The sequence below is a fragment of the Paenarthrobacter sp. TRD_SC_7 genome, from assembly GCF_056156245.1.
The window spans coordinates 2,615,424-2,639,339 of record NZ_CM149587.1 but is presented as its reverse complement, the minus strand read 5'-3'; the positions used below and the strand labels follow the sequence as shown (position 1 = coordinate 2,639,339).

19 protein-coding genes are annotated in these 23,916 nt (G+C 60.7%); 2 read left to right on the top strand and 17 right to left on the bottom strand.

What is annotated here, in order from left to right:
• Positions 1–10: 10 nt before the first annotated feature.
• The 17 genes from AC0J5Z_RS12865 to AC0J5Z_RS12785 all read right to left on the bottom strand — a co-directional run bounded on the left by AC0J5Z_RS12865 (position 11) and on the right by AC0J5Z_RS12785 (position 21,895).
• Positions 11–1,213 carry a M20 metallopeptidase family protein gene (locus AC0J5Z_RS12865; protein WP_475032698.1) on the bottom strand — a complete coding sequence of 401 codons (1,203 nt, stop codon included), beginning with the start codon at positions 1,211–1,213 and terminating at the stop codon, positions 11–13.
• The gene (locus AC0J5Z_RS12860) at positions 1,210–2,364 is read right to left on the bottom strand and encodes an amidohydrolase family protein (protein ID WP_475032696.1); all 1,155 of its coding nucleotides are present in this window, start codon (positions 2,362–2,364) and stop codon (positions 1,210–1,212) included. The genes AC0J5Z_RS12865 and AC0J5Z_RS12860 overlap by 4 nt, the downstream gene beginning before the upstream one ends.
• Positions 2,354–3,652 (bottom strand): type I glutamate--ammonia ligase, encoded by a 1,299-nt coding sequence (locus tag AC0J5Z_RS12855; RefSeq protein WP_475032693.1) that lies wholly within the window; start codon positions 3,650–3,652, stop codon positions 2,354–2,356. The genes AC0J5Z_RS12860 and AC0J5Z_RS12855 overlap by 11 nt, the downstream gene beginning before the upstream one ends.
• Positions 3,649–5,043 carry an ArgE/DapE family deacylase gene (locus AC0J5Z_RS12850; protein WP_475032692.1) on the bottom strand — a complete coding sequence of 465 codons (1,395 nt, stop codon included), beginning with the start codon at positions 5,041–5,043 and terminating at the stop codon, positions 3,649–3,651. Before AC0J5Z_RS12850 ends, AC0J5Z_RS12855 begins: the two co-directional genes overlap by 4 nt.
• Positions 5,033–6,082: a branched-chain amino acid ABC transporter permease gene (locus AC0J5Z_RS12845; RefSeq protein WP_475032690.1), complete on the bottom strand. Its 1,050-nt coding sequence runs from the start codon at positions 6,080–6,082 to the stop codon at positions 5,033–5,035. The genes AC0J5Z_RS12850 and AC0J5Z_RS12845 overlap by 11 nt, the downstream gene beginning before the upstream one ends.
• Positions 6,082–6,951, bottom strand: a complete 870-nt coding sequence (locus AC0J5Z_RS12840) for a branched-chain amino acid ABC transporter permease (RefSeq protein ID WP_475032688.1) — start codon at positions 6,949–6,951, stop codon at positions 6,082–6,084. The genes AC0J5Z_RS12845 and AC0J5Z_RS12840 overlap by 1 nt, the downstream gene beginning before the upstream one ends.
• Positions 6,944–7,723 (bottom strand): ABC transporter ATP-binding protein, encoded by a 780-nt coding sequence (locus AC0J5Z_RS12835; RefSeq protein WP_475032686.1) that lies wholly within the window; start codon positions 7,721–7,723, stop codon positions 6,944–6,946. Before AC0J5Z_RS12835 ends, AC0J5Z_RS12840 begins: the two co-directional genes overlap by 8 nt.
• A complete protein-coding gene (locus tag AC0J5Z_RS12830) occupies positions 7,720–8,475 on the bottom strand; it encodes an ABC transporter ATP-binding protein (RefSeq protein ID WP_475039691.1) in 756 nt (251 codons plus the stop codon). The genes AC0J5Z_RS12835 and AC0J5Z_RS12830 overlap by 4 nt, the downstream gene beginning before the upstream one ends.
• A complete protein-coding gene (locus AC0J5Z_RS12825; RefSeq protein WP_475032684.1) occupies positions 8,472–9,683 on the bottom strand; it encodes an ABC transporter substrate-binding protein in 1,212 nt (403 codons plus the stop codon). The genes AC0J5Z_RS12830 and AC0J5Z_RS12825 overlap by 4 nt, the downstream gene beginning before the upstream one ends.
• A gap of 154 nt (positions 9,684–9,837) precedes the next feature.
• Positions 9,838–10,866, bottom strand: a complete 1,029-nt coding sequence (locus tag AC0J5Z_RS12820; RefSeq protein ID WP_475039687.1) for an ornithine cyclodeaminase — start codon at positions 10,864–10,866, stop codon at positions 9,838–9,840.
• A gap of 174 nt (positions 10,867–11,040) precedes the next feature.
• On the bottom strand, positions 11,041–12,681 hold the full coding sequence (locus AC0J5Z_RS12815) for a ComEC/Rec2 family competence protein (RefSeq protein ID WP_475032683.1): 1,641 nt from the start codon (positions 12,679–12,681) through the stop codon (positions 11,041–11,043).
• Positions 12,682–12,760: 79 nt separating this feature from the next.
• A complete protein-coding gene (locus AC0J5Z_RS12810) occupies positions 12,761–13,594 on the bottom strand; it encodes a helix-hairpin-helix domain-containing protein (protein WP_475032679.1) in 834 nt (277 codons plus the stop codon).
• Between the two features lie 73 nt (positions 13,595–13,667).
• On the bottom strand, positions 13,668–14,651 hold the full coding sequence (locus tag AC0J5Z_RS12805; protein WP_475032676.1) for a DegV family protein: 984 nt from the start codon (positions 14,649–14,651) through the stop codon (positions 13,668–13,670).
• A 59-nt stretch (positions 14,652–14,710) separates the two neighbouring features.
• Positions 14,711–17,239 (bottom strand): leucine--tRNA ligase, encoded by a 2,529-nt coding sequence (gene leuS, locus AC0J5Z_RS12800; RefSeq protein WP_475032674.1) that lies wholly within the window; start codon positions 17,237–17,239, stop codon positions 14,711–14,713.
• A gap of 360 nt (positions 17,240–17,599) precedes the next feature.
• Positions 17,600–19,114: a glycerol kinase GlpK gene (glpK, locus tag AC0J5Z_RS12795; RefSeq protein ID WP_475032672.1), complete on the bottom strand. Its 1,515-nt coding sequence runs from the start codon at positions 19,112–19,114 to the stop codon at positions 17,600–17,602.
• A gap of 76 nt (positions 19,115–19,190) precedes the next feature.
• Positions 19,191–19,943, bottom strand: coding sequence for an MIP/aquaporin family protein (locus AC0J5Z_RS12790; RefSeq protein ID WP_475032669.1), 753 nt, complete (start codon positions 19,941–19,943; stop codon positions 19,191–19,193).
• Between the two features lie 170 nt (positions 19,944–20,113).
• Positions 20,114–21,895, bottom strand: coding sequence for a glycerol-3-phosphate dehydrogenase/oxidase (locus tag AC0J5Z_RS12785; protein ID WP_475032665.1), 1,782 nt, complete (start codon positions 21,893–21,895; stop codon positions 20,114–20,116).
• A gap of 122 nt (positions 21,896–22,017) precedes the next feature.
• Here AC0J5Z_RS12785 and AC0J5Z_RS12780 point away from each other — a divergent pair, with 122 nt between their 5' ends.
• Both AC0J5Z_RS12780 and AC0J5Z_RS12775 read left to right on the top strand, forming a co-directional pair.
• The gene (locus AC0J5Z_RS12780) at positions 22,018–22,980 is read left to right on the top strand and encodes a sugar-binding transcriptional regulator (RefSeq protein WP_159734070.1); all 963 of its coding nucleotides are present in this window, start codon (positions 22,018–22,020) and stop codon (positions 22,978–22,980) included.
• A 33-nt stretch (positions 22,981–23,013) separates the two neighbouring features.
• On the top strand, positions 23,014–23,910 hold the full coding sequence (locus AC0J5Z_RS12775) for an aldo/keto reductase (RefSeq protein WP_475032663.1): 897 nt from the start codon (positions 23,014–23,016) through the stop codon (positions 23,908–23,910).
• Positions 23,911–23,916 lie beyond the last annotated feature (6 nt).

Genomic DNA, 23,916 nt, shown 5'->3' with positions numbered 1-23,916 from the left:
TAGCGTGCGGTCAGCTCGTTGGGGCGACAACCAGCGGCAATTCATGGGCGGGCAGTAACGTCCTGGCGGCGCCAACGTATCCAGCCAGGAGCGCATGCGCCACATCATGGACATGAGAGTCGTGGGGCACGAAAGTGCTTGAGTGCAACCGTTCCCCGGCGCCGCTGGTACCCACGAACATCATCAATGAAGGCATCTTTTCCGAAAAGTACGAAAAATCATCAGAACCCGCAGACCTGAGATTACTGTCCACTTCCATGCCGAGAGCCAGCAGTAGAGGAGCCGTCGCCTTGACGATGTGAGCATCATTCTCCAGGACGGGTTCGCCTTCGGTGACGGTTACTTCACCACTGCAGCCGTGGGCCGCTGCAACCAGGCGGACCGTCTCGGCAAGTCGCCGCAGCACTTCCGTCCTCACGGGTGTGGACATGGTGCGAACCGTTCCGCGGGCAGCGGCAGTACCGGGTATGACGTTAGCCGCGGTACCAGCCTGAAGGGTGGCAATGGTGAGGACGACCGAATCCATGGGGTCCACGTTCCGGCTCACGATGTTTTGCAACGAGACCACAACGTGGGACAACGCCAGAACAGGGTCCGCTGCAATGTGCGGGTAGGCAGCGTGTCCACCCCGTCCCTGAATGTTGATGACGAACTCGTCCGATGAGGCATTCACGGCCCCCGGCGTGCACGCCACTGTCCCTCCGGGCAGCAGGGGCTGAACATGGGCCGCGACTGTGGCCCGCACGTCTTCCTCCGCGAGTATCCCCGTTGCGCAGATGTCCTTCGCCCCGGACGGGTACGTTTCTTCCCTGGGTTGGAAGACCAGTGCCATGGGGGTAGCGCCCGCTGTTGAGTGGACGGCCTTGGCCAAGGCAACAACAGCAGCTAGATGGACATCATGCCCACAGGCGTGCATGACACCTGGCCTTTGGGAAGCCCAATCGAGTTCGGACTCTTCCAACGCGGGAAGCGCATCCAGCTCAGCACGGATAGCAATCGCCTTGCCCGGCCCGCCAATTCGAAGTACAGCCCCTGTTCCGGCCACAAACCTGGTTGGCAGGTCCCCAGGTAAAGCGTTCAAGACCAGATCAAGGGTCGGCCCCTCGGAACCTGATAGATCCGGCATAGTGTGCAATTTGTGGCGAAGTTCTATTGCACTTGGGATCTCCCGGTCAATGCGACTCCTGAGCTCTTCAAACAGTTCAGAATTCACTTCTCCCCCAGTTCATAAACGCGCACCGCGTTATCCCTTCCGACCATGTGAACTACTCGAATGGCGTCCTCCTCTGCCCAGTCTCCATCGCGAACCCAGGCCCCCAGGACCTTCCTCATTCCTTCGCGCCATAGTCGCGCCCCGAGGTAATGGAGCTCCGGAGGCCCCCACGCATCCGTGGAAAACAGGATCTTGGAGAACGGTGCCAGTTCGAAAGACTCTTTGATCAGTTCCAGAGACTGAACGCCTGTGTAGTTGGTCCCAAGCCCGACATCGAAGTAGACGTGCGGGAATACCTGCGCGAGGTAGCCTGCGTGCCGATGATACGGATAGCAGTGGAGGAGAAGTACGTCCACCCTAAAAGGTTCAATCAGCTTCAACCAGGGAACCAGAAGCAACGGGTCACAGCGATCCAGACGCAGGTCAGGGTCGCCGTACCCAGTGTGCATTTGTATGGGCAGGCCGCGGTCGACGCCAGACCAGAGAAAGAAGCGCAAAAGCACAGGATCCGAGACACGGAGCGAGTAACCGGCTGCTACCAGCCGGAGCCAGGAAGCAGCTGCCTTCCCCACTTCTTCTTTGGACGGCCGGATTGGATCAAAGTCGAACCCATGACGGTAGGCGATGATGCTCTTGACTCCTACCGCGTTCTGCGTTGCCAGCGCCAGCCGGGCCGCATAAGCGTCAGCAAATTGGGCGGCTGATACGCCTTCCGAAGCGAGAGACTCCGCCACGGACTCGAGCCTGACAATCTCGCCCACTGAGCCTGAGCTGATGCTCTCCATCCCCGCAAGGCCGTGGATTTGATCACCGCGAAATCCGGTCTCGATCAGGAAATGGCCTATTCCTGCAGACTTGAGCAGGCGTGAGGTTACTTCGGGCGTCCCGAGCTCCACACGCCGTGCAAAGTATGCGTTGGCACTCGCATGGGCAGGAAGGCCCAGCAACGGCGCACACCAACGACGAATCGCAAAGCCCAACTGGGAGTCGAATTGCGTCATCCATTCAGGAACGGGCCTGTCGGACTCCGTCAGCAGTTCTTCCAGCGAAGATCGATCAACGTCATCCTTCAGCGCTCCATGGACGTGGTGGTCAACCAAAGGCATTTCCTCGATAGCGGACAGGAGCCCTTCGATGGGGTTAGTAGACATCAGACACCGCTTTGATTCGGGCAGCATCATCGAGGGCAGCCACATGGGCGAGCTCATGCCGTTTAACCGCCAAGTACGTTGCCAACAAATCCGGATGGAACCACGACGTCACGCTTTGGTCTTTTTCCAAGGCCAGAAGTGCGTCCTGGAGAGTAGCTGGGAGCCGAGGCACATCGTTCAATTCAGCCGGCCCTGCCGTCTCCGGAAAAACGTCAGGTTCTGGATACTCGTCACCACCTACGATTCCGGACATGCCGGCCCTGAGCAGGACACCAAGCGTGAGCCACGGGTTGGCGGTTGCATCGGCTGCCCTGTACTCAAGGTTGAATTGGTGCTCCGGAGCAGATCCACCTGCCGAACTCGTTGGACAGATTCGGAGAAGGGCCTCCCTGTTTCGTTCCGCCAGGAAGATGCCGCCTGCACTCCATCGATCCGGAGCCAGGCGCATGAAGGAAACCGGGCTCGGTGCTGTCCACGCCGTCAGTGCTTCGGCGTGACGCAGGATTCCTGCACTGAACCTGGATCCAACCTTGGATAGGCGGCCGGGACGGGTGGCGTCAAACAGAACCGGCCTACCGCCGTCGTCCACCAAACTGATGTGGACATGGACACCGGTACCAGTACCGTTTGGTTCCTGAAGCGGAGCGAAAGACGCTCTGAGGCCGCGTCGGATTGCCAAATCGCGGACCAATTCGCGTAAGAGCACCGCCCTGTCTGCGGCAGTGAGGGGATCGCTCGGTTCCACCGTGATTTCAAACTGGTTTGCCCCGTATTCAGGCAACCAGTTCTCCGGTGCGAGACCACAATCCGTCAAGAGACGCAGCAGGTCTGGTCCGAACGGATCGGCGTCGAGATGCCTACGCAAGGAAAACGGAGCTGATTGAGGCAGGCCCTCCAAAACGAACTCGTGTTCAAAAGTGGCGATAACGCGCAGGCCCGTTTGCTCCCGAAAGTCGCTGATGGCGCGGCGCAGGAAGGTCCTGGGACAGCAGTCCCAGTCGGTTCCGTCAGCTTGTGTTTGGTCCGCCACCAAGACCCTGAGCCGAGTCGTGGTGGGCCCGTCGGCAATGGTGATTTCGGTGGCTTCGTCCGGCATCAGGCGCAAGTCTCCGGTTGAGCCGAAGGCACTGCCCGGCGCAATGCTGCCGAAAGCCGAAATGCCGAGGTTCGCCGGCACCCATCCCAGCCCGGAGCGAAGAACGGAGCCGTAGGCTTCGCCAGGAGCACCCCGCCCCTTGACCTGCCCTGCGAGATCGCAGGTAGCAACGAAAATATCAGGGGTGTTCACGGGCGCCTCCGGCCAGTCGTGGGTTGTTTGATGCTGGATTCATTGCCTGAGACGCCGCAGTAGTCCATTGCGGATAAGGCGTACGTCTTTACTGAGGTGATGATCTGGTGGATCGGCACGTACTCATTTTCCGCGTGCGCGGTCCGGCCGACCCCGGGACCATAAACGAGCCCGTCGATACCTTGGGCATCCATCCATGTGAGGTCGCAAACACCGAGGAACCCCTCCTGTTTGGGTGGCGTGGCGAGGTCAAACCCGCCGACAGAATCACTGTGGGCTTTCATGACCGCGGGGATGAGTTCATGGCTGGCTGGCGCAGTGTATGGCGGCCATAGGAGCTTCCAGTCAAATTCGGGACGGTGGGCGCTTAGCCACGGATCGTTGGCGCAAGCTTGACGCACGGTTTTCTCGATCTCATCGATGACTTCGTGGTTGCTTCGCTCAGGATGGTGATAGACGCAGTATTCGACTGTAAGCGTGTCGGCAAGGAAGAACGGGACCAGGACGCCCTCCGGGTTTCCTCGGATCACCCCGGGCAAGAGATTGAAGTAGCCCGGCTGGAACAGGGGGTGCCTGTCACGCCGCGCCCAAGTATCTTCCAACTGCCGCAGGGCGTGATAAATGATCCAGAACTTGTCGATGGTGTTGACACCCAAAGCTTCGCCTTCAAGGGTCGGATGAATGGTCAGACCCCGCAAACCGGAGTGCGCGGCTTTGCCGACAAGGGACAGTGAGAACCACAACAGTCCTGGGGTGGTGGGAACCAGATTGGGAGGTGCGTCGGAGAAGTTCGACGGTTCGCAGACGATTGCAGCGTCGGCCGCATATCCTGCTTGCAAAGCTGCCGTTGTGCCCGAAAGGTGGTCACCGACTTCTTCTCCGACGACCGCCTGCAGCACAAGATCTCCTTGGAGCCGGATACCTGCGGTGGCTAAAGCGATGGCAGCGTATGCCGCGGCGACTGTGCCGGCTTTATTATCCGTAGCTCCCCTGCCATGGACAGCATCGTCGGTGATCAAGCCGGAGAACGGCGCATGGTCCCAAAGACCTTCCCGGTTTGGCGGCACCACGTCCACGTGCCCGTTGAGCAGCAGCGAGCGGCCGCCGCCTGTTCCGGCAATCCGCCCGCAAGCATTGTCCCGGCCCTTCTCAACTGCTACGAGTTCCGTCGAGGCACCGGCTTCGCGATGAAGATCAGTCATAAGAGCGCTGACCTCCCCCTCTGCGCCCACAAGCTTCCCGTAGTCCTGACCGGGATACTTAGGGTTTATGCTCGGGATCTTGACGGCGTCGGCGACAGACTGGACGATCCTGGGGGCTAAACGATCCACTGCGTCCAGGACTGCCCTACGCTGGTTCTGCTCATTTCGGGCCATGGCATCAACGGACATGGGTGGTTTCCTCGACTTCCGAATGTTGGCTTGCGGGTAGTTGGTTCGCTGTCTGGGCGGATTTGTTCCGGTTTCTTCGAAGAATCCTCCGCGTTCTGTCCAGTGCGTCTTCGAGGAGGCCCGAGATGCCGCTCGGGAGGAAAATAAGAACCAGCAAGGTCCCGACGCCGATGATGATCGCACGCGCTGGACCCAGGTCCGTGAGTTGGCGGTCGATGACTGTGACTATCAGCGCCCCCAAGACCGGACCCCAGATATGACCGGTGCCGCCGAGGAAGATCATACTCAAGCCAAGGGTGACGAATCCGAAGCTGAAGAGCGTGACGTCCGCAACGCGGAAGTAGGCAACGTAGAGGGCTCCTGTAACGCCGGCAACGGCACCGCTGAGGATGAAGGCCAAAAGATGCTGCCTGACGCGGTTCATTCCGCGGCTGACTGCGAGGCTTTCATTGTCGCGCAGCGCGATAAGGCTCTTGCCGAACGGGCTGCGTAGGGTGGCCCGCAGCAGGACCAGGAGCAGGACCACTGCCCCGCCGAGCAACCATAAGTAGCCCAACCCCGAGTACTTGGCGAAAGAAAAATCTCCTAGGCTCAGTGCCGGCACGCCTGTCAGACCACTGGATCCGCCGGTGATTCCGGGAATAGCCAGAACCAGGTAGTAGCACAACTGCACGAAGACGAAGGTGATAAGTGCGATGTAGATGCCGCGCATCCGTATCACCGGAATGTAAGCCAGTGCACCCGCCAGCCCTCCCGCAACCGTTGCCAGAAGGAGCCCGATCCACGGATTTACATCCCATGTAACTGTGGCAACGGCCATCGTGTAGCCTCCGACGCCGAAGAAGCCAACGTGGGCGAAGTTGAAGATTCCGCCGATGCCCAGCGTCAGGTTCCAGCTGGCGGCAAGCAGCGCGTAAATGAGCGCCGTCGCGGCCAGCAAGCGTGCAGAGCCGCTGATGACGACATACGGCAATAAGGCAGCGGCAAGCAAGAGTAACGGCCACGTAGCGAAGCGCTTGAGGGATCCAAGACTGTTCATTACGAACGTCCTTTCACTAGGCCTTGGGGGCGGACCAGCATGATGAGGACCAAGACGAGGAAGACGGCGACAGGGCTCCATTGCAGCCCGAGCCAGTACGTCGTGCCCGCTTCCAACAGGCCTATGGTGAAGGCGCCGACCAAGGTTCCCCACAAAGTGGCCGACCCGCCGAAGACCAGGACGACAAAGGCAGTCAGCAGGGGTTCAAAGCCTTTAGTGGGAGTAATGGTGGTGGTCGTTCCATAGACGAAGGCAGCGGCGCAGGCCAGAATTGATGCCACCGCAAAGACGCCGGCGTATATGCGCGCCGGCCTGATTCCGACGAGCATTGCCATATCCCTGTTTTGTTCCACTGCCCGGACGGCCATCCCCCACTTCGTTGTGCGCAGCAACATAATCAGTCCTATAACCAGAACTAAGGCCAGGCTCAGGGCGATGAGGGTGGAGCTCGCGATTTTTACATCGCCCATGGCAAACGTTGAGGTGCTCACAGACTTTATCTGCTTGTTCTGCGGTCCCCAGATCAGTTGTGCTGCGCCCTCCACTGCGTTGGCAATAGCGAGGGTGGAAACCATGACCAAGAGCGTTCCGTTTGGCCTGCTGATGAATGGCCGGACTGCGACGAGGTCCAGGAGCATGCCCAGCAAAGCCAGCAGGGGAACCGCAGCGGCGAAGGCGAGGAGAACCGGGAGCCCGACCTTCTCTGAGAACGTCCAGATGAAGTACGCGCCCAGCAGCAGGAGCGCACCGTGAGCGTAGTTGAAGACTCCCAGCGTGGACCATATGAGGGACAGTCCGCTGGCCATCAACGAGTAAAGCGACCCGAGCACGAGGGCTGAGACGAGGATGGAAAGGAGGGCGTCAGTCATGCTTGTCTCCTTCATTGGTGTTGGTTGCGGTTGACGCGTGGGAGCCGACGTACATGTCCATGACTTCCTCGTGGCTGGGCTTGACGTCTGTGGTTCCGCTGGAGACGATCCGTCCGAGCTCCACAAGATGCCAGCGGTCCGCGAGTTCGAAGAGGAATTCAATATCGCCATCGGCGACTATTAGCGACAGACCCAATCGGCGGACTTCGTGGAGTGTCTCAAGGATTTCGTACCGGATCTTGGGTGCCAGCCCGAGAGTCGGTTCATCCAGCACCAGGAGTTTGGGCTTTGCCATTAGGCCCATTCCGATGGCCACCATTTGGCGTTCTCCGCCGGACAGCGTGCCCACAAGTTGTCCGCGACGTTGCCGGAGCTTGGGAAACAGTTCCTGGACCATTTCCAGAGTCCCTTCCCGCTGACCCCTCGCTGCCGGGATGCCGCCTGCTAATGCCAGGTTCTCCCTGACAGTGAGCCTCGGAAAGAGCTGACTGCCTTGGGGCACATGCATAATTCCCTGGTTGACTATCCTGTAGGCGGGCATGCCGGTGATATCGCTGCCATCGAAGACAACCCGACCTGACGATGTCCTGCCCAGGCCTGAGATGGCGCGCAGGGCGGTCGTCTTTCCATGACCGTTGGGACCCAACAGGGCCAGTGCTTCACCCGGCATGACCTCGATGGAAAATGATCGGACCACAGGCAAGCGGCCATATCCTGCCTCAAGGTCATACACGCCGAGCAGTGGGCTAACTTTCTGCTGAAGGTGATTCACGCTGTGGCCTTCCCCAGATATGCCTCCATCACCCGCGGATCCGCAAGAACGGCGTCGGGGGTTCCTTCAACCAGGACTTCACCGGATGACATGATGATCATCCTCTTGGCAAGATCGCGGATAAGACTGAGTACGTGCTCAATGATCAGCAATGTCAAGCCGCCCTTCTGAAGTTCCCTCAGGAGCAGGATGAGTTCAGCCTGGTCCTCATCGTTGAGGCCGCCGGCCGGTTCATCCAGCATCAGGAGCCGCGGCGTTGAGACAAGGGCGCTCGCTATCATCAGCTTCTTTTTTGCAAGCAGAGGTATTTCCGCCGCCTTATCGTCCCTGTATCTGGTGATTCCTACGGTTTCCAAGGCAGTTTCCACGTCCCCCTTGGTGCGCCCGCCGCCAAGGTAGTGGTTGGCCACGGCGATGTTGTCTGAAACGCTCAACGACGGGAAAAGCTGTTCTGCTTGGAAGGTTCGACGCATTCCCGAGCGAGCGATTTTGTGCGCCGGGAGCTTGTCAATCCGGATACCATCGAAGAGAATCTCTCCGCCTGTCGGGCCGAACGGGACCCCGGAGATCAAGTTGAAGAGAGTACTCTTTCCGGCACCGTTGGGACCGGCAATCCCCAGGATCTCCCCCTCGCTGACATTCAGCGTGACGTTGTCCACGGCCACGAATCCACCGAAGCGGCGACTGACCTGCCGGACTTCCAGGAGGTGCCCGTTGGAAGTGCCCCGGGCAGATGACTCGGAGAATCTCATTTCATCCACTCGGGCCTGTGGAACGTGCCGTCGGCGAACTCTTCAGGAGCGATGTTCAGGCGTTTTCCGGTTTGGATTTGGTAATACGTCATCGGGATACCGTCCTTGCCAGCCACGGCCAGATGCGTTTTGGGATCAAAATGGACACGACCAAGCGCGGTTTGCTTGTCCAGCTTGCCCAATGCAGCTCCGACTTCCTCGCGCTTGTCAGGATCACCGACTTCCTTCACAGCGTCGGCCCACAAATGGACCTGTTCGTAGAGGCCGTAGCTATACAGGCTAGGTTCGTTCTCGTATGCCTCCGTCAGCTTCCGGGTGAGGTCCTTGGTTTCCGACAATGCTGGCAACGGGGCAAACGGAAGGTTGTAAAGCACTCCATCAGCGTTCTTCCCTGCCAGCTCAGTGAACTCCGGGACGCTTGGGGCGTACTGCGAAAATACCAAAGACTGAGTAGGATTCTGGCGGAACTGGGTGAGGAACTTTGACGCATTTGCGGTCAAGTAGTCGAGATTGATGATCACGGCCGGATCGACCTGCCGGATCTTGGTAATTTGCGTGGTCCAGTCGTCTACTTCCCCAAAGGGAACAGTGTCGGGCCCGGTAACTTCCCACCCCTTTGCCCTGAAGTTCTTCTCCAACCCGGAAGCTATGCCATTGGAGTACGCATTGTCGCTGGAGATGATGTAAACGCGGCGGTTAGTGAGCGGGAAAGTGCCATCGGCGTTCCATGCATCCAATTGTTCAGGGATGCCGGTGCTGTAGCCCTCGTATGAAGGGGCAAGGGACCAAACTCCAGGATACTTTTCTGGATTCTTGGAGATGATGTCCTGCGTCTGGGCACTGTTGCCGCTGAGCAGGTACGGAATTCCCGCTTCTGCCAGTTGATCGATTTCAAAGTTTGTGGTGCTTGCATAGCCGGTGAGCACTGCCGCGACATCGGGGTCTGAGGTCAGCTGCGTCACGGCGGCCGAGACCGCGTCCGACTTCTGGTCCCGCACGTCAAGGGCTTTGAGTTCAACATTCCTGCCATCGATGCCGCCCCTGGCATTGATTTCGTCGACTGCAAGTCGAGCGCCCTGTTCCATGAGCTTGCCGTCGGCAGCGGCCACACCCGTGAGCGGGGCCAGAAGACCGAGCTTGACGGCTTCTCCGGAAACCCCGGAGTCACCACCTTCACCGGTGGGGACGGTGCAACTCACCATCGACATTGCCATGAGGGTTGCCACGGAAAGAAGAAGTGAAGAACGTAATGGGGGCTTGATTGAGATGGACATAGCGCTCCGTAGGAGATGGGGATTTTGGTCCGGGTTTGGGAGTCATATCTGAAGACATTTGGTGGATGGCGACGCTGGAGTAAGTCGTCTATCCGACGGGCGATAAAGCACCGACAAGGCCGAACAGGTCCTTGGGATCGTCCGGATTGGCAACGAGGTCTATATCTTCAAAGAACTCGGAACCGTCCACGGAGTCCCGCACGTATCGCAGGGCTGAGAAGTCTTCCACAGCAAATCCAACGGAATCGAAGATGGTGATTTGATCTTCTGAGGTACGCCCTGGTGCCGCGCCGAGGAGGACCTTCCAGAATTCTGTGACGGCGAAGTCGGCCGGCATCTGCTGGATTTCGCCTTCGATCCGTGTCTGGCTCTCATACTCAACAAAGACGTCACCGATCTCCAGGATCGATGGGTCAAGTTCCGTTTTTCCGGGACAATCTCCGCCGATCGCGTTGAGATGGATTCCAGGAGCAATGTGCTGCACGCTGATGATCGTTGCCTGGGTTTTGTCTGCCGTGCACGTCGTGACGATGTCGGCACCCTGAACTGCTTCCAGAGCAGACGAAGCAACATGTATTTCGAATCCAAGGGGAATCATGTTGCGGATGAACTTGTTCACTGCGGCGGGATCGGTATCCCAAACCTGAAGCTTGGCCACGCCCAGCGCCGTTCTCATTGCCAGTGCCTGGAATTCTGCCTGACTCCCGGTTCCAATCATGGCCATGACACTGGAATCGGCTCGAGCCAAGACCTTCGCGACCATGGCGGACGTGGCTGCGGTGCGTAGCGCGGTAAGGATCGTCATTTCCGCCAGGAACGTTGGATAGCCGTTATGGACATCTGCCAGAACGCCGAACGCCGTGACGGTTTGGTAGCCACGGGCTGGATTGGAAGGATGCCCGTTCACGTACTTGAATCCGTAGGTCTCGTGATCACTGGTGGGCATGAGTTCGATAACGCCATATGGGGTATGGCTGGCTACCCTCGGAGACTTATCGAACCGGGCCCAGCGCCGGAAGTCCTCTTCCATGTAGTGAATCAGGTCTTTGATGATCGTTTCCGGGCCTTGGGATCTGACCCAACGGATCATGTTGCTTACATCAACAAAGCGCGTCATCTGCGCTCCCTTCTGGTTCGTGCCGTTCACGTCCTCGGGATCGGCTGAATCAATCATGCGTTACAAACCGTCCAAAGTCACTATTTCTTGTGAATTTGTTATGTTTCTTTCAAGCCCGCCCATAGCGAACCGGGCGTCGCGCAGCCAGGCAGTTCTGTGCGGTCCGAGCACAGATCACTTCTGCCGGGGGACTTTCCGCCTTAGGCACTTGCTTGATCGGCGGGGCTTATGGAGCCCTCGTTGCGTTTCCTTAGTTGCCCCGTCTCCCCCAACCCGATTCCGGGGGCAGCAATCAAGATTCCCCGGCCAGCGACCGAGGAGCACCACCACGACATCATGCAGCCCAACGATGCCTGCCATGGCTTGTGTAGGGTGGAGCGCTACCCAGACAACCAATAACGTCATCGTCGAGAAGGCCACCATGGACACAATCCCGGCCGGTCCTTCGGCCCATGGCAGGGCTGCCCCGGGCAAATGCGCGAAGAACCTGGCCACGCCGGCCACCACGCCCGCACATCCCCCGGCGACGGCTATGGGAACCGGTGCCAACCATGGCAGACCAACCGCCAACGGAACGGCAAGGGTCCCGAAGACCGTCACCGGGGCCACCAAAATGCCGGCCACCACATTGGCGATGAACGCGTAGGGAGTGAACTGCGGTTGAAGGGCCACAATCACCGGGCCGCACAGCAGCTGCGCAGACAACGGAACGGCAACGCCCGCGGCCAACCACCGTGGCACCCATACAGGGATCCATGACGCAACGTGAGCGGCCAGCAGGACAATACCCAAAGTCGCCAGCACGGACAGCAGGAACCCGACATTCGCCGCCATACTCGGATCAAGCAGCAAGAGAACAATGGTGGCTAGGCAGAGGAACGTCAAGGATCGACCCCGCAGCCCCCCAATCATGGCCGCCAGCCCGACAGTCCCCATCACAGCAGCCCGGAGCACACTTGGTTCCGGACCCACCATCACAACAAAAGCCGCCAGACCACACGCAGCAAAAGTGCCGGCTACGGGGCGTGTCAGCCTCAGGCATCGCGCCAACAGAATGAAGCCTCCCAGGACCAAGCTGCAATTAGCACCGCTGACCGCGGTCAGGTGTGTCATTCCGGTTGTCTTCATATCCGCCTCCAGACTTTCCGGAAGAGCGCTGGTGTCTCCTGTGACCATGCCCGGCATGAGCCCGGCCGGGTCCGGCGGCAACCAACTCGATGCTGCGACGAAGTGCCTCCGCACATCGGACGCGGATTGTCGGATATCAAGAGTCGACGCGACGACAACGGGCGCGGAGGACGCCGACAAAAGAGCCGCCTGCGTTTGTCCCTCCCGGACAGCCTTTACCGTTCCCGAAGTTCTGACCCGCTGCCCGGGCCGCACGTCTTGCCAGCCATTCCCACCCACTATCACCAGGTCTGCGGAACCTTGAATGACCGAACCCTTGGAGGTGACCTCAGCCAAGGCTGCATCTACCGACCACCTGTTTCCGCTGGCATGGCCCGACACGCGGACCTCGGTAGGAGCTCCTGTGATGAGCACGTGGATAAGGACACCACTCCCCTCTGCTACCGCCTCAGCGAGCGGCCCCTCTTCGCGCGTGTTGGCCATGGCAGCACAATCAACAGCCACTACAGCACCCAAGATGCATGCAAGGGCAATGGTGGCGGGGACCGTTCTGGCCCGGTGTAGGGCTGGCCGATGACGCCGCGCCCCCACCAACAGCAGACCCCCAGCCAAAGCAAAAACGCCCGCCAGGGCTGCGGACGAGGTTGCATCAATGAAAGCCCCGGCCAGGGCAACGGACCACGTCACCAGCACAGCGGGAACCAGCCTCAGATCCGTACGCCTCGATAACGCTGAGACCGCAGCACGCCTTGTCACCTCAGTCGAACTAGCCATCTTGGACCGTCACAAGGTCTTTGAGTGATTCCATGAGCTTGGGTCCTATGCCGTCAACCGCGTCAAGTTCGTCTACCGAGGCAAAAGGTCCGTGCTCTTTCCGCCAGTCAATAATTCCTTGCGCAGTCACCGGCCCGACTCTCGGCAGCGTTCCCAGTTCTTCCAGGGACGCAGTGTTGATGTTGACCTTGACATCTGCGGCCGCAGGGCCCGCGGCCCCTTCAGAACCGCCAGCACCGCCTGAACTTCCAGCAAGTGGAGCAGGCTTCGGCACCTCCCCGACCACCGGGACCTGAATCTTGGCCCCGTCGCTCACCACCTCAGCAAGGTTGAGGCCGTTGAGTTCCGCATTGGAAACAACTCCGCCTGCAGCCTCAATCGCTTGGAAAACCCGGCTGCCCATCGGCAAGGAAACAACACCGGGTTTCTGCACCGCACCGGCCACGTGCACGAGCACGCTCCCCCCAGCCTCCGTGGACTCTGACTGAGGGGATTCGGAAGTACCCCCCATGCCGGGCCCCGCAGAGGAGGAAGAAGTGAGGGGTTCCGTTGTTGGCTGCCCCACGGCCGATTGCCACAAGTGCCAGGCAATAATGGCAACTCCTACTACGGCAAGGAGGGCAGCAACCCGCCATGGGGTTCGCCAGCGGGTCCGCATATAACGCGTCCCGGATTCCGGGTCCGAATCTTCGGGCGTCGGATCCGGCTCGACGGGCAACTGTAATAGCGGAATGGTCTGGGTGTGCGTACCCAGACGGGATGCAAAACGCTGCCGGACTGCCTGCGCTGCGGCATCTGGGGAGGCATCCCGGTTCCGGCGTGGCATAAAACGAGCCTATGGCTGCCACCACTGTCACAGCGGGGACGAGGTGCCCTATGTGGATAAGACCAGCGAAGGATCAAGCCGTTGGCGTACTGCTCTCCCCCACGATGACCGCGAGAACGCCTAATCCTGCATGAGCTGCCAACACAGCCGGGAGGGCACTGATTTGGGGCGCTGGGCAGTCAGGACATTTTTCGTTCAGGCGGGCAGCCAAGGCTTCGGCCTCCAGCTGATTGCCAAAGTGGTGAACTGCCAATCGTTGCTGGCCTGCCGGGCGGGAGGCCACGTCCGCGGCGACGATTTCCTCAAGGCGGGCCACGGCTCGCGCAGCGGAACGGACCTTTTCGAGCGGAACGATCTTGCCGCCGTCGACCGCCAGGATGGGCTTAATGGCCAACACGGTACCGAACAGCGATGCTGCCGCCCCGATGCGCCCACCCCGCCTCAATTGTTCCAGGCTGGGCACGTAGAAGTAGACCTTGGTCCGCTCCATGCGCCGCTCGGCGAAGCCGCGGACTTCAGCCGAATCCTGGCCATCGGCCGCAGCCACCACGGCACTCTGGACTCCCATGCCTTGTGCCATCCCCACTGTGCGCGAATCAACCACTTCCACGGGGATGCTGACGCGCGCCGCAGCCAGCCGGGCGGCATCCGCAGTTCCGGAGAGTTCGGACGATATGTGGATGGACACCACGGATTCGAAACCGCGGCGCTGGGCAGCGAGGTAGGCCTGTTCAAATTGCCCGGGCGATGGCCGGGACGTTTTCACCGATGCACCAGAGGCAAGGGCGAGCGACAACGTCTGAGTGATGTCGTCTTCGCCTTCGCCGTAAATTTCACTACCGACCATAACTGGCATGGGAACGACCGCGAGGCGACCGTCAGCGGCAAAGGCAGAAACCCAGTCCGGCGGCAGGGCCGCGGCGGAATCGGTGACAACCGCCGTCTTGACGACGGCGGCCAGCGGCACGTCAGCGACAGGAACCGGCGCCGTGGGCTGCCGGAGGCGCGCCACTCTTTCCTTGAGCCATATCCATGCGGGTGGTTCTCGCTCAGGCACGCAACCTCCAAAGATGATGGCTGGCCGCCGGCAGAACGCCGGCGGCCGCACTATCCCTGCTAGGCAGGAACGATGTTCACCAGTTTAGGTGCCCGCACGATGACGGTGCGGATGCCACGGCCGTCCAGGGCACGCTGGACGTTCTCCGAGGCCAAGGCGAGCTCACGCAGCTCGTCCTCGGTGATGTCCGGCGAAACTTCCAAGCGGTCGCGGACCTTGCCTTGGACCTGAACCACAGCGGTGACGGTGTCCTGTACCAGGAGTGCGTCATCGTGCTTTGGCCAGCCGGCGTTTGCCACTGATGCGGGGTGACCCAGGGTGTTCCAGAGGTCCTCTGCCGTATAGGGCGCAAAGAGGCTCAAGATCACTGCAACGGCTTCCACCGCTTCACGAACAGCCGGGTCTGCGGCACCTGCACCCGAGTCGATGGTCTTGCGCGTGGCATTGACCAACTCCATGAGGCGGGCAACCACGACGTTGAACTTGTTGTTGTCCAGCAGTTCAGCGGCATCTGCGATGGTCTTGTGCGTCACGGTGCGCAAGGCACGGTCACCAGCGGCCGGATCAACGCCCGGTTCACTGCTGACGTCCTGGCCCAGGCGCCACGCACGGGCCAGAAACTTGGCCGAACCCGACGGCGAAACGTCCGCCCAGTCGACGTCGTCCTCAGGTGGGGAGGCGAAGACCATGGTGAGGCGAACGGCGTCGACACCGAACTTGTCCAACTGCTCGCCCAAATCCACGCCGTTGCCGAGGGACTTGCTCATGGCCTTGCCGCCGTTGAGCACTTGGCCCTGGTTGAGGAGCGCTGAGAACGGTTCGTTGGCTTCGATAAGGCCGATGTCCTTAATGACCTTGGTGAAGAAACGTGCGTACAGCAGGTGGAGGATGGCGTGTTCGACGCCGCCCACGTACTGCCCGACCGGCATCCAGTTGTTGATCTTTTCGGGATCGAACGGGCCTTCGGTGTAATCCGGCGATACGAATCGCAGGAAGTACCAGGACGAGTCCACGAACGTATCCATGGTGTCAGTATCACGCTGCGCTGCACGGCCGCAGTTGGGGCACTCAACGTTGACCCACTCGACGGCGGCGGCCAGCGGGGAGGTCCCCTTCGGCGACAACGCCTCGCCGCGCAGGTTGTCGGGCAACCTGACGGGCAGCTGGTCATCTGGAACGGGCACTTCGCCACATTCGCCACAGTGGATGATGGGAATGGGGGTACCCCAGAAACGCTGGCGGCTCAGCAACCAGTCACGCAGCCGGAAATTGACGAACTTTTCGCCGGTTCCGAGCTTCTCGAGGATCTCGATCGCTGCGGGAATGCCTTCCGATTTGGACAGCCCGTCCAAGTCACCGGAGTTCTTGAGCGTGCCTTCACCTGCGGTGGCAACGCCAGTCTCTGCGGGGTCTTCGGCACCAGTCTCCAATACTGCTCGGACAGGCAGATTGAAAGCTTTGGCGAAGTCGAGGTCGCGCTGGTCGTGGGCGGGCACGGCCATGATGGCGCCCGTGCCGTAGTCGGCCAGGACGTAGTCAGCGGCCCACACCGGGAGCTTTTCTCCGTTGAGCGGGTTGATGGCGTAGCGCCCGGTGAAGACGCCGGTCTTCTCGCGTTCGGTGGACTGGCGCTCGATTTCCGAGAGCGCCTTGACCTTTTCGCGGTAGGCCATGAGTTCATCGTGCTGTTCAGGGGTCACCAAATCCAGCGCCAGGTGAGCATCCGCTGCAACAACGAAGAACGTTGCACCGTACAGGGTGTCCGGCCGGGTGGTGAACACGGTGACTTCGCGCTCGGCACGGTCCTCCGTGGCTTCGATGACAAACCGCACGTGGGCGCCCTCGGAGCGGCCAATCCAGTTGCGTTGCATGGCCAGAACGCGTTCGGGCCAGTGACCCTGCAGCTGGTCCATGTCCTCAAGAAGACGATCGGCGTAGTCCGTGATCTTGAAGTACCACTGGTTCAGGGACTTCTTGGTAACAGGGGTGCCGCAACGCTCACAAGCGCCGTTGACGACCTGCTCGTTGGCCAGCACGGTGAGGTCCTTGGGGCACCAGTTGACGGGCGAGTCCTTGCGGTATGCCAGGCCACGCTCGTAGAAGCGCTTGAACAGCCACTGGGTCCACCGGTAGTACTCCGGATCAGAGGTGTGGAGGCGGCGGGACCAGTCGGCAGAGATTGCGTAGCGTTTGAACGACGCCGCCTGGGTGTCGATGTTCGCGTAAGTCCACTCGCTGGGGTGCGCGTTCCGCTTGATGGCCGCATTCTCAGCGGGCAGGCCGAAGGAGTCCCAACCGATGGGGTGCAGGACATCAAAGCCCTTCTGGCGCAGGTAGCGCGCCACGACGTCACCCATCGCGAAGGCTTCGGCGTGGCCCATGTGGAGGTCGCCGGAGGGGTAAGGGAACATGTCCAGCACGTAGCGGCGTTCCCGCGAACCGTCGTCGGCAGGCGTGAAGACCTTAAGGTCCTCCCAAACCTGCGGCCACTTGGCTTCCATCGCAGCGAAGCTGTAGACGCCTTCTTCGGGCGCTTCGGCTGCGGCTGTTTGTGCTGTTCCGGTCTCTGTCTCCGGCTGAACGCTCACTGCTGCCCTCTTCTGTTCTTCGATGGCGGTTTTGCCTCCTGCTGCGGTCCCGGATACCCCCGGACACACAAAAGCCCCTCGACAATGGAGGGGCGGCCGCACGGCTATTGAAAGCCGAGCGGCTAGCTAAGCAGAAGGATCGCACGCATAGATCTACAATAGCGCACGATCAAACGCTCCAGTCGCAACGAACGGCTTATGGAGCTGGCGATTGAGTTGATGGCAGCCGCGCCTCGCCCGGGTGTGGTGGGCACCCGTGGTGGGCCCCCCGGCTGCGAGGGCCCCACCGCGAGCTTGCGAGCGGCGGGAGCAGCTGGGGACGGGCGGGGCAGGCGCGGCTGCCATCAACGTCAGGTCAGACTACTTCACGTCTTCGTCGACCCAATCCATGGATTTGGTTACGGCCTTCTTCCAGAGACGCAACTGACGCTCCTGCTCCTCTGCCGGAAGCTGCGGCTCCCAGCGCTTGTCTTCGTTCCAGTTTGCGCTGAGCTCACCGAGGTCCTTCCAGAAGCCGACGGCGAGACCGGCCGCGTAGGCAGCACCGAGGGCCGTGGTTTCGACCACCTTCGGGCGGACTACGGGTACGCCGAGGATGTCTGCCTGGAACTGCATGAGGGCCTCATTGGCAACCATGCCGCCGTCGACCTTCAACTCGGTGAGCGGAACGCCCGAGTCGGCGTTGACGGCGTCGAGTACCTCGCGCGTCTGGAATGCAGTTGCTTCCAGTGCTGCGCGGGCAATATGACCCTTGTTGGCGAAGCGTGTGAGTCCGACGATGGCGCCCCTCGCGTCTGCACGCCAGTAGGGGGCGAACAGGCCGGAGAAGGCCGGGACGATGTATACGCCGCCGTTGTCCTTAACAGCGGCGGCCAGTTCCTCTACTTCAGGAGCGGAGCTGATCATGCCGAGGTTGTCGCGGAGCCACTGGATCAGGGAACCCGTGACGGCGATGGAGCCTTCCAGCGCGTAGTGGGGCTTGGCGTCGCCCAACTTGTATCCGAGGGTGGTGAGCAGGCCGTTCTTGGAGTGAACGATCTCCTCGCCCGTGTTGAAGATCAGGAAGCAACCGGTGCCGTAGGTGTTCTTGGCCTCGCCGGGCTGGAAAGCGGCCTGGCCGAAGGTTGCCGCCTGCTGGTCACCGAGGATGCCTGCTACCGGCGTTTCGCGAAGCAACTGTGAGGTGTGGACGTGGCCGTATACCTCAGAGGAGGACTTGATGGCCGGCATCATGGAAGCCGGGACGCCGAAGATGTCCAGGATTTCCTGGTCCCACTGCAGGGTCTCGAGGTCCATGAACAAGGTGCGGGAAGCGTTGGTCACGTCAGTGACGTGCACACCGCCGTCCACGCCACCGGTCAGGTTCCACAGAACCCAGGCGTCGGTGTTGCCGAACAGGAGGTCGCCGGCCTCAGCGCGTTCGCGTGCGCCTTCGACGTTGTCCAGGATCCATTTGATCTTGGTGCCGGAGAAGTACGTAGCCAGGGGTAGGCCGACCTTCTGTTTGAAGCGCTCGGGTCCACCGTCCTGCGCCAGCTCGTCGACGATCGACTGGGTGCGGGTGTCCTGCCAGACGATCGCGTTGTAGACAGCCTCGCCGGTGTTCTTGTCCCAGACGACAGCTGTTTCGCGCTGGTTGGTGATGCCGACGGCGGCAATGTCGTGCCGTGTCAGGTTCGCCTTGGACAGGGCAGAGCCGATGACCTCGCGGGTGTTGTTCCAGATTTCGGCGGGGTTGTGCTCCACCCAGCCTGCCTGCGGGAAGATCTGCTCGTGTTCCATCTGACCGGTGGACACGATGTTGCCTGTGTGGTCAAACACGATGGCGCGGGAGCTGGTGGTGCCCTGATCAATGGCGATGACGTATTGATTCATGGTGACGTCCTTGTCTTAGTTGTTAGCTACTCAAGTGGTGATCTACAGCGTGCGATTAAGTGAGGTGCGTACGGGACTAGCCGGCGATTGCAGGCATGATGTCAGGAACCCAGATGGCCACCAGTCCTGCGAGGGCACCGCCAGCCAGCGGCCCGACGACAGGGATCCAGGAGTAGGCCCAGTCGCTGGTCCCCTTGCCCTTGATGGGGAGGAGAGCGTGGGCGATGCGGGGGCCGAGGTCACGTGCAGGGTTGATGGCGTAACCGGTAGGGCCACCGAGGGAAACGCCGATACCAACAACGAGGAGGGCCACAGCCAGCGGGCCGAGGCCCGAGGGGGTGCCGCCGAAGGTCAGGATGACGAAGACCAGGACGAACGTACCGATAATTTCGGTGATGAGGTTCCACGGGGTGGAGCGAATGGCCGGGCCGGTGGAGAAGGTGCCCAGCTTGTTGGCCGCCAGGGGCTCCTCATCGAAGTGCTGCTTGTATGCGAGCCAGCAGACAACCGCACCCAGGAAAGCACCGAGCAGTTCAGCGCCGAAGTATGTCAGCGTGGAGGCGAAGTCCACCGGTACGCCGGGCGCATACTCTGCTTTGCCGTTGACCAGCAGGCCCAGCGTGACAGCCGGATTAAGGTGTGCACCGGACTTTGCGGCCACGAAAACGCCCGCGAAGACCGCAATACCCCAGCCCCACGTCACCATCAAGAATCCGCCGCTGTTGCCCTTGGTGCCTTTGAGCGCAACGTTTGCCACGACACCGCAACCCAACAGGGTCAGCATCATGGTTCCGAATACTTCGGAAAGGAAAACAATTCCAAGAGACATCTTTGACTCCTCATTTTTCTGTTGTCAGCCCCCTCGCGGGTGAAGAGGCTGTTGGGACGGTTCCGTTGTCTCCGGAACCGTCCCGGTGTGGTGGTCCCCTGGCGGGCCCACCTACCCCATTCCGTCCCTACCGCGTGCTGGGACGGTCAAGCTGTTTCCGCTGCTTGGTGTCAGGCTACGAGACTGTGCACGTCAACCTTGTGGAACCGCTGCAGTACTTCCTGGGCGTGGCGGATTTCTGCCTCTCGGGCCGCGGCGTCCCAGCCGAGCGGCTCGGCCAACGCTGCGGCGATCTCATTGAGCAATTCACCGGTAACCAGGCCACGGAAGGCGAGCGACGTTCTGCGGATGAGGACATCCACCAGGTGCCCGATCTGCTCGTGCTCAGCCATGAATGCCAGCTCCCGGACGCTCAATTCGCGGGTGGAACGCAGCGGCGCGTCATGTCCGGCTTTCAGGTAGTCGATGACGGCATCTGCGCGCGTTCCGTACCGGGTCAACAGGACGGCTACACGGTCAGCGTCCAACCCCGGGCCCATGTGCTTCTTGATCCATTCCTGTTCGCCTTGTTCAGTGGCAGGGAAGCCGGAGCCTCCGCCGATGGCGAGCTTCGCCGTCGAGACCTTGCGTTCCATGCCCAGTTCGCGGAGGACGTCATTGGTCATGTGTTCGGCCAGAGCGCGGAATGTGGTCCATTTGCCGCCCACCAAGCTGAGTACGACGGCGGCCTTACCGCCTGGCGTTGAGACGGCACCGTTGCCGGTGCGTACGCTCCGTTCGATGCGGTAGTCGCGTGAGACGAATCCCGGCTGCGTTTCGTCGTGGCGGGGCAACGGACGGACACCGGCGAAGCTGTACACGATCTGCTCGCGCTCCACCTTGATGGTGGGGAACACATGGCCAACCAGGTCGAAGAAGTAGTCGACTTCTTCTTCCGTGCACACAGCGTCTTCGGACATATCCGCATCCACATCGGTGGTGCCTACCAACACGCGGTCACCCATCGGGTAGATCAGGACGATACGGCCATCGGTGTGCTCGAAGAAGATTTCCCGGCCGTTGCAGGCGGCGAGGAGTTCAGGGTGGTCCAGGACGATGTGGGAACCTTTGGTGCCGCCCATGAACTTGCTGACGGCGCCCATGGCCTGGTTGGTGAGGTCCACCCAAGCGCCCGTGGTGTTGACGATGACGTCGGCCTGGAAGTCGAATTCCTTGCCGGTGAGTTCATCGCGAAGCCGGGCTCCGTCCGAACCCATGGATACGAGCGAGACATAGTTGCTGGCGCGGGCGCTTCCACCGGAAAGTCCCCCGCCCCGGCCCGCTTTCTCGCCATCCTGCAGGACGTCGAGGGTCAGTCGTTCCGGGTTGTGAACGGAGGCATCGAAGTATGTTGCCGCGTACTTGATGCCGGAGTGCAACTTGGGAAGCTCGGCCAAGGCCTTTGTCCGGCCGCGGAACTGATGGCGGGGAACACTGCCGCCGTCGCGGGAGAAGAAGTCGTACATGCTCAGGCCCACCTTGATGAGGAACGCCCCGCGCTCCTTGGGCTTGCCTTGTTTGTGGGTGAGGAAGCGCATGGGCGCGGCGAGAATGCCGGAGAACGTGCTGAAAATCGGGATGGTGGTCTGCAGCGGCTTCACGTAGTGCGGCGCAATCCGCAGGAGCCGGTTGCGCTCAACTACGGATTCCTGGACCAGGCGGAACTCGCCGTTCTCGAGGTAGCGGATGCCGCCGTGGATCATGTGGGAAGAGGCACCGCTGGCGCCTTGGCAGTAGTCACCGCGTTCAACAAGTGCCACGTCGACGCCTTGAAGGGCGAGATCGCGGAACGTTCCGACACCATTGATGCCACCGCCGATGATGAGTACCTTGGCCGAGGGCCGCTCCTGCAGTGCAACGACGGAGTCGCGCTGCGTGTGCTGTGAGGTACCGGAAATCCTGTTGTGTCCCAAAACTGCTCCCTTGGGCTTGGTTCGTGCGCCGCGCCACTCGCTGCTGCACCGTTCACCACTAATCTTGCGAAGGTGGAAAATGGAGTCAAGCTATTTGCACAAACGTGCAGTAAGGAAATGAGATGGCACGATCACGTCACTCGGATGCGCTCCGGGCTGCACAGATGTATTACCTGCAAGACCTGACCATGGATGCCATTGCCCGAGAGCTGAGGACATCCCGGTCCACGGTGTCCAGGCTGTTGTCGTCGGCGAGGGAAACGGGCCTGGTTCAGGTCCAGATTCGAAGCCCTTTCGATACCGGCCCTGAGCTGGAAAGCCAGATCCGGAACCAGTACGGCGTGGACGTTCACGTGGTTCCGGTGCTGGACACGCTCAACGAAGCAGAGACCTTGGACCGCGTAGCCATGCAGGCTGCACGAACAATAGGCCCTCTGGTGGACTCGAATGCCATCATCGGCGTGGCTTGGGGCGCGACACTCAGCGCCGTTAGCCGGCACCTCACCCGCAAGGTGACCCACGACAGCATCGTGGTCCAACTCAACGGCGCTGGAAACATGCAAACCACCGGCATTACGTATGCCAGCGACATCATGCGCCGCTTCGGTAGTGCCTACGGGGCGCGGGTGGAACAGTTCCCTGTTCCGGCATTTTTTGATCACGCCTCCACCAAGACGGCCATGTGGAATGAGCGCAGCGTGCAACGCATCCTGGACTTGCAGGCTCGCATGAGCATCGCGATCTTCGGCGTCGGATCAGTAGATTCGGACTACCCAAGCCACGTCTATGCCGGCGGCTACCTCGATGAACACGACCTCACCATGCTGGCCGCCGACGACGTCGTTGGAGACGTAGCCACGGTCTTCTTCCGGAGCGATGGATCCTCTGACGGCATTACTTTGAATGAGAGGTCAACCGGTCCCGGCCATGAACAATTGCGGCAAGTCAGGCGACGGATCTGCGTGGTGTCGGGTGCCTCCAAGATCAATGGACTCCAAGGAGCGCTGGCAGCCGGGCTGGCCACGGACCTCATTTTGGACGAAGCCTCAGCGCGACGCCTTGTCAGTTTCAATGGCCACTCCTGAGCAATTGTGCAAGGAATGGGTAGAGTCGTTGCTATGAGATCCCCATCCAAGCTGGCATCGAACAGGCTGGCACTAAACAACGGCGTACAGATGGACCGCCTGGGATACGGACTCTATAAAGTGCCGCCCAAGGACGCCGAAGCATTGGTAGCCACCGCCCTGGGTGAGGGCTATCGGCGCTTTGATACGGCCGCTATGTATGGCAACGAAGTAGGAGTGGGCCGTGCTCTCGGCGGCGCCATCGGGGATGCTGCCGAAGCCAACAGAGGTACCGGTGGCTCTGGCGAGTCGGTTCACGCACTCGCCCGCGAGGACCTCTTCGTCACTACCAAGGTCTGGAACGACGACCACGGCTACGACGGCACCCTTCGCGCATTCGACACGTCCATCTCCAACCTTGGGCTCGACTACGTTGACCTCTACCTCATTCACTGGCCGTGCGCCGGCCGGGGACTGTTCGTTGAAACATACAAAGCCATGGAAACCCTCTACAGGGAGGGCAAAGTGCGGGCCATAGGTGTTTCCAACTTCCAGCCCGGACACCTTGACGAGCTCATGCAAAAGGCAGAGGTTGTTCCCGCGGTCAATCAGATTGAACTGCACCCCTGGCTGCAACAGACCAGGTTGCGGACATTGCATGAACAGTTGGGGATCGCCACTGAGGCCTGGAGCCCCCTCGGCCGCGGGCAGGTCCTGGCCGACCCCGCCATCGTCTCGCTGTCAGAAAAGTACAGCCGGACGCCGGCCCAAGTCGTTCTGCGGTGGCATCTTCAGCTGGGGAACCTGGTCATCCCCAAAGCGAGCTCGGCAGGACGGATCAAGGAGAACTTTGCCGTCTTCGATTTTGAACTGGACGCCGCTGACATGGACGGCATAACCGGGCTCGAACGCCATCATCGAACCGGGTCCCATCCGGACAACGTGAACTAGGAACAA

Bases quoted from the DNA above. Each gene is read 5' to 3' on its own strand.
- AC0J5Z_RS12860 (WP_475032696.1), bottom strand. From the start codon at position 2,364: ATGTCTACTAACCCCATCGAAGGGCTCCTGTCCGCTATCGAGGAAATG.
- AC0J5Z_RS12850 (WP_475032692.1), bottom strand. From the start codon at position 5,043: ATGTCCGTTGATGCCATGGCCCGAAATGAGCAGAACCAGCGTAGGGCA.
- AC0J5Z_RS12845 (WP_475032690.1), bottom strand. From the start codon at position 6,082: ATGAACAGTCTTGGATCCCTCAAGCGCTTCGCTACGTGGCCGTTACTC.
- AC0J5Z_RS12840 (WP_475032688.1), bottom strand. From the start codon at position 6,951: ATGACTGACGCCCTCCTTTCCATCCTCGTCTCAGCCCTCGTGCTCGGG.
- AC0J5Z_RS12830 (WP_475039691.1), bottom strand. From the start codon at position 8,475: ATGAGATTCTCCGAGTCATCTGCCCGGGGCACTTCCAACGGGCACCTC.
- AC0J5Z_RS12825 (WP_475032684.1), bottom strand. From the start codon at position 9,683: ATGTCGATGGTGAGTTGCACCGTCCCCACCGGTGAAGGTGGTGACTCC.
- AC0J5Z_RS12820 (WP_475039687.1), bottom strand. From the start codon at position 10,866: ATGACGCGCTTTGTTGATGTAAGCAACATGATCCGTTGGGTCAGATCC.
- AC0J5Z_RS12810 (WP_475032679.1), bottom strand. From the start codon at position 13,594: ATGCCACGCCGGAACCGGGATGCCTCCCCAGATGCCGCAGCGCAGGCA.
- glpK (WP_475032672.1), bottom strand. From the start codon at position 19,114: ATGAATCAATACGTCATCGCCATTGATCAGGGCACCACCAGCTCCCGC.
- AC0J5Z_RS12790 (WP_475032669.1), bottom strand. From the start codon at position 19,943: ATGTCTCTTGGAATTGTTTTCCTTTCCGAAGTATTCGGAACCATGATG.
- AC0J5Z_RS12780 (WP_159734070.1), top strand. From the start codon at position 22,018: ATGGCACGATCACGTCACTCGGATGCGCTCCGGGCTGCACAGATGTAT.
- AC0J5Z_RS12775 (WP_475032663.1), top strand. From the start codon at position 23,014: ATGAGATCCCCATCCAAGCTGGCATCGAACAGGCTGGCACTAAACAAC.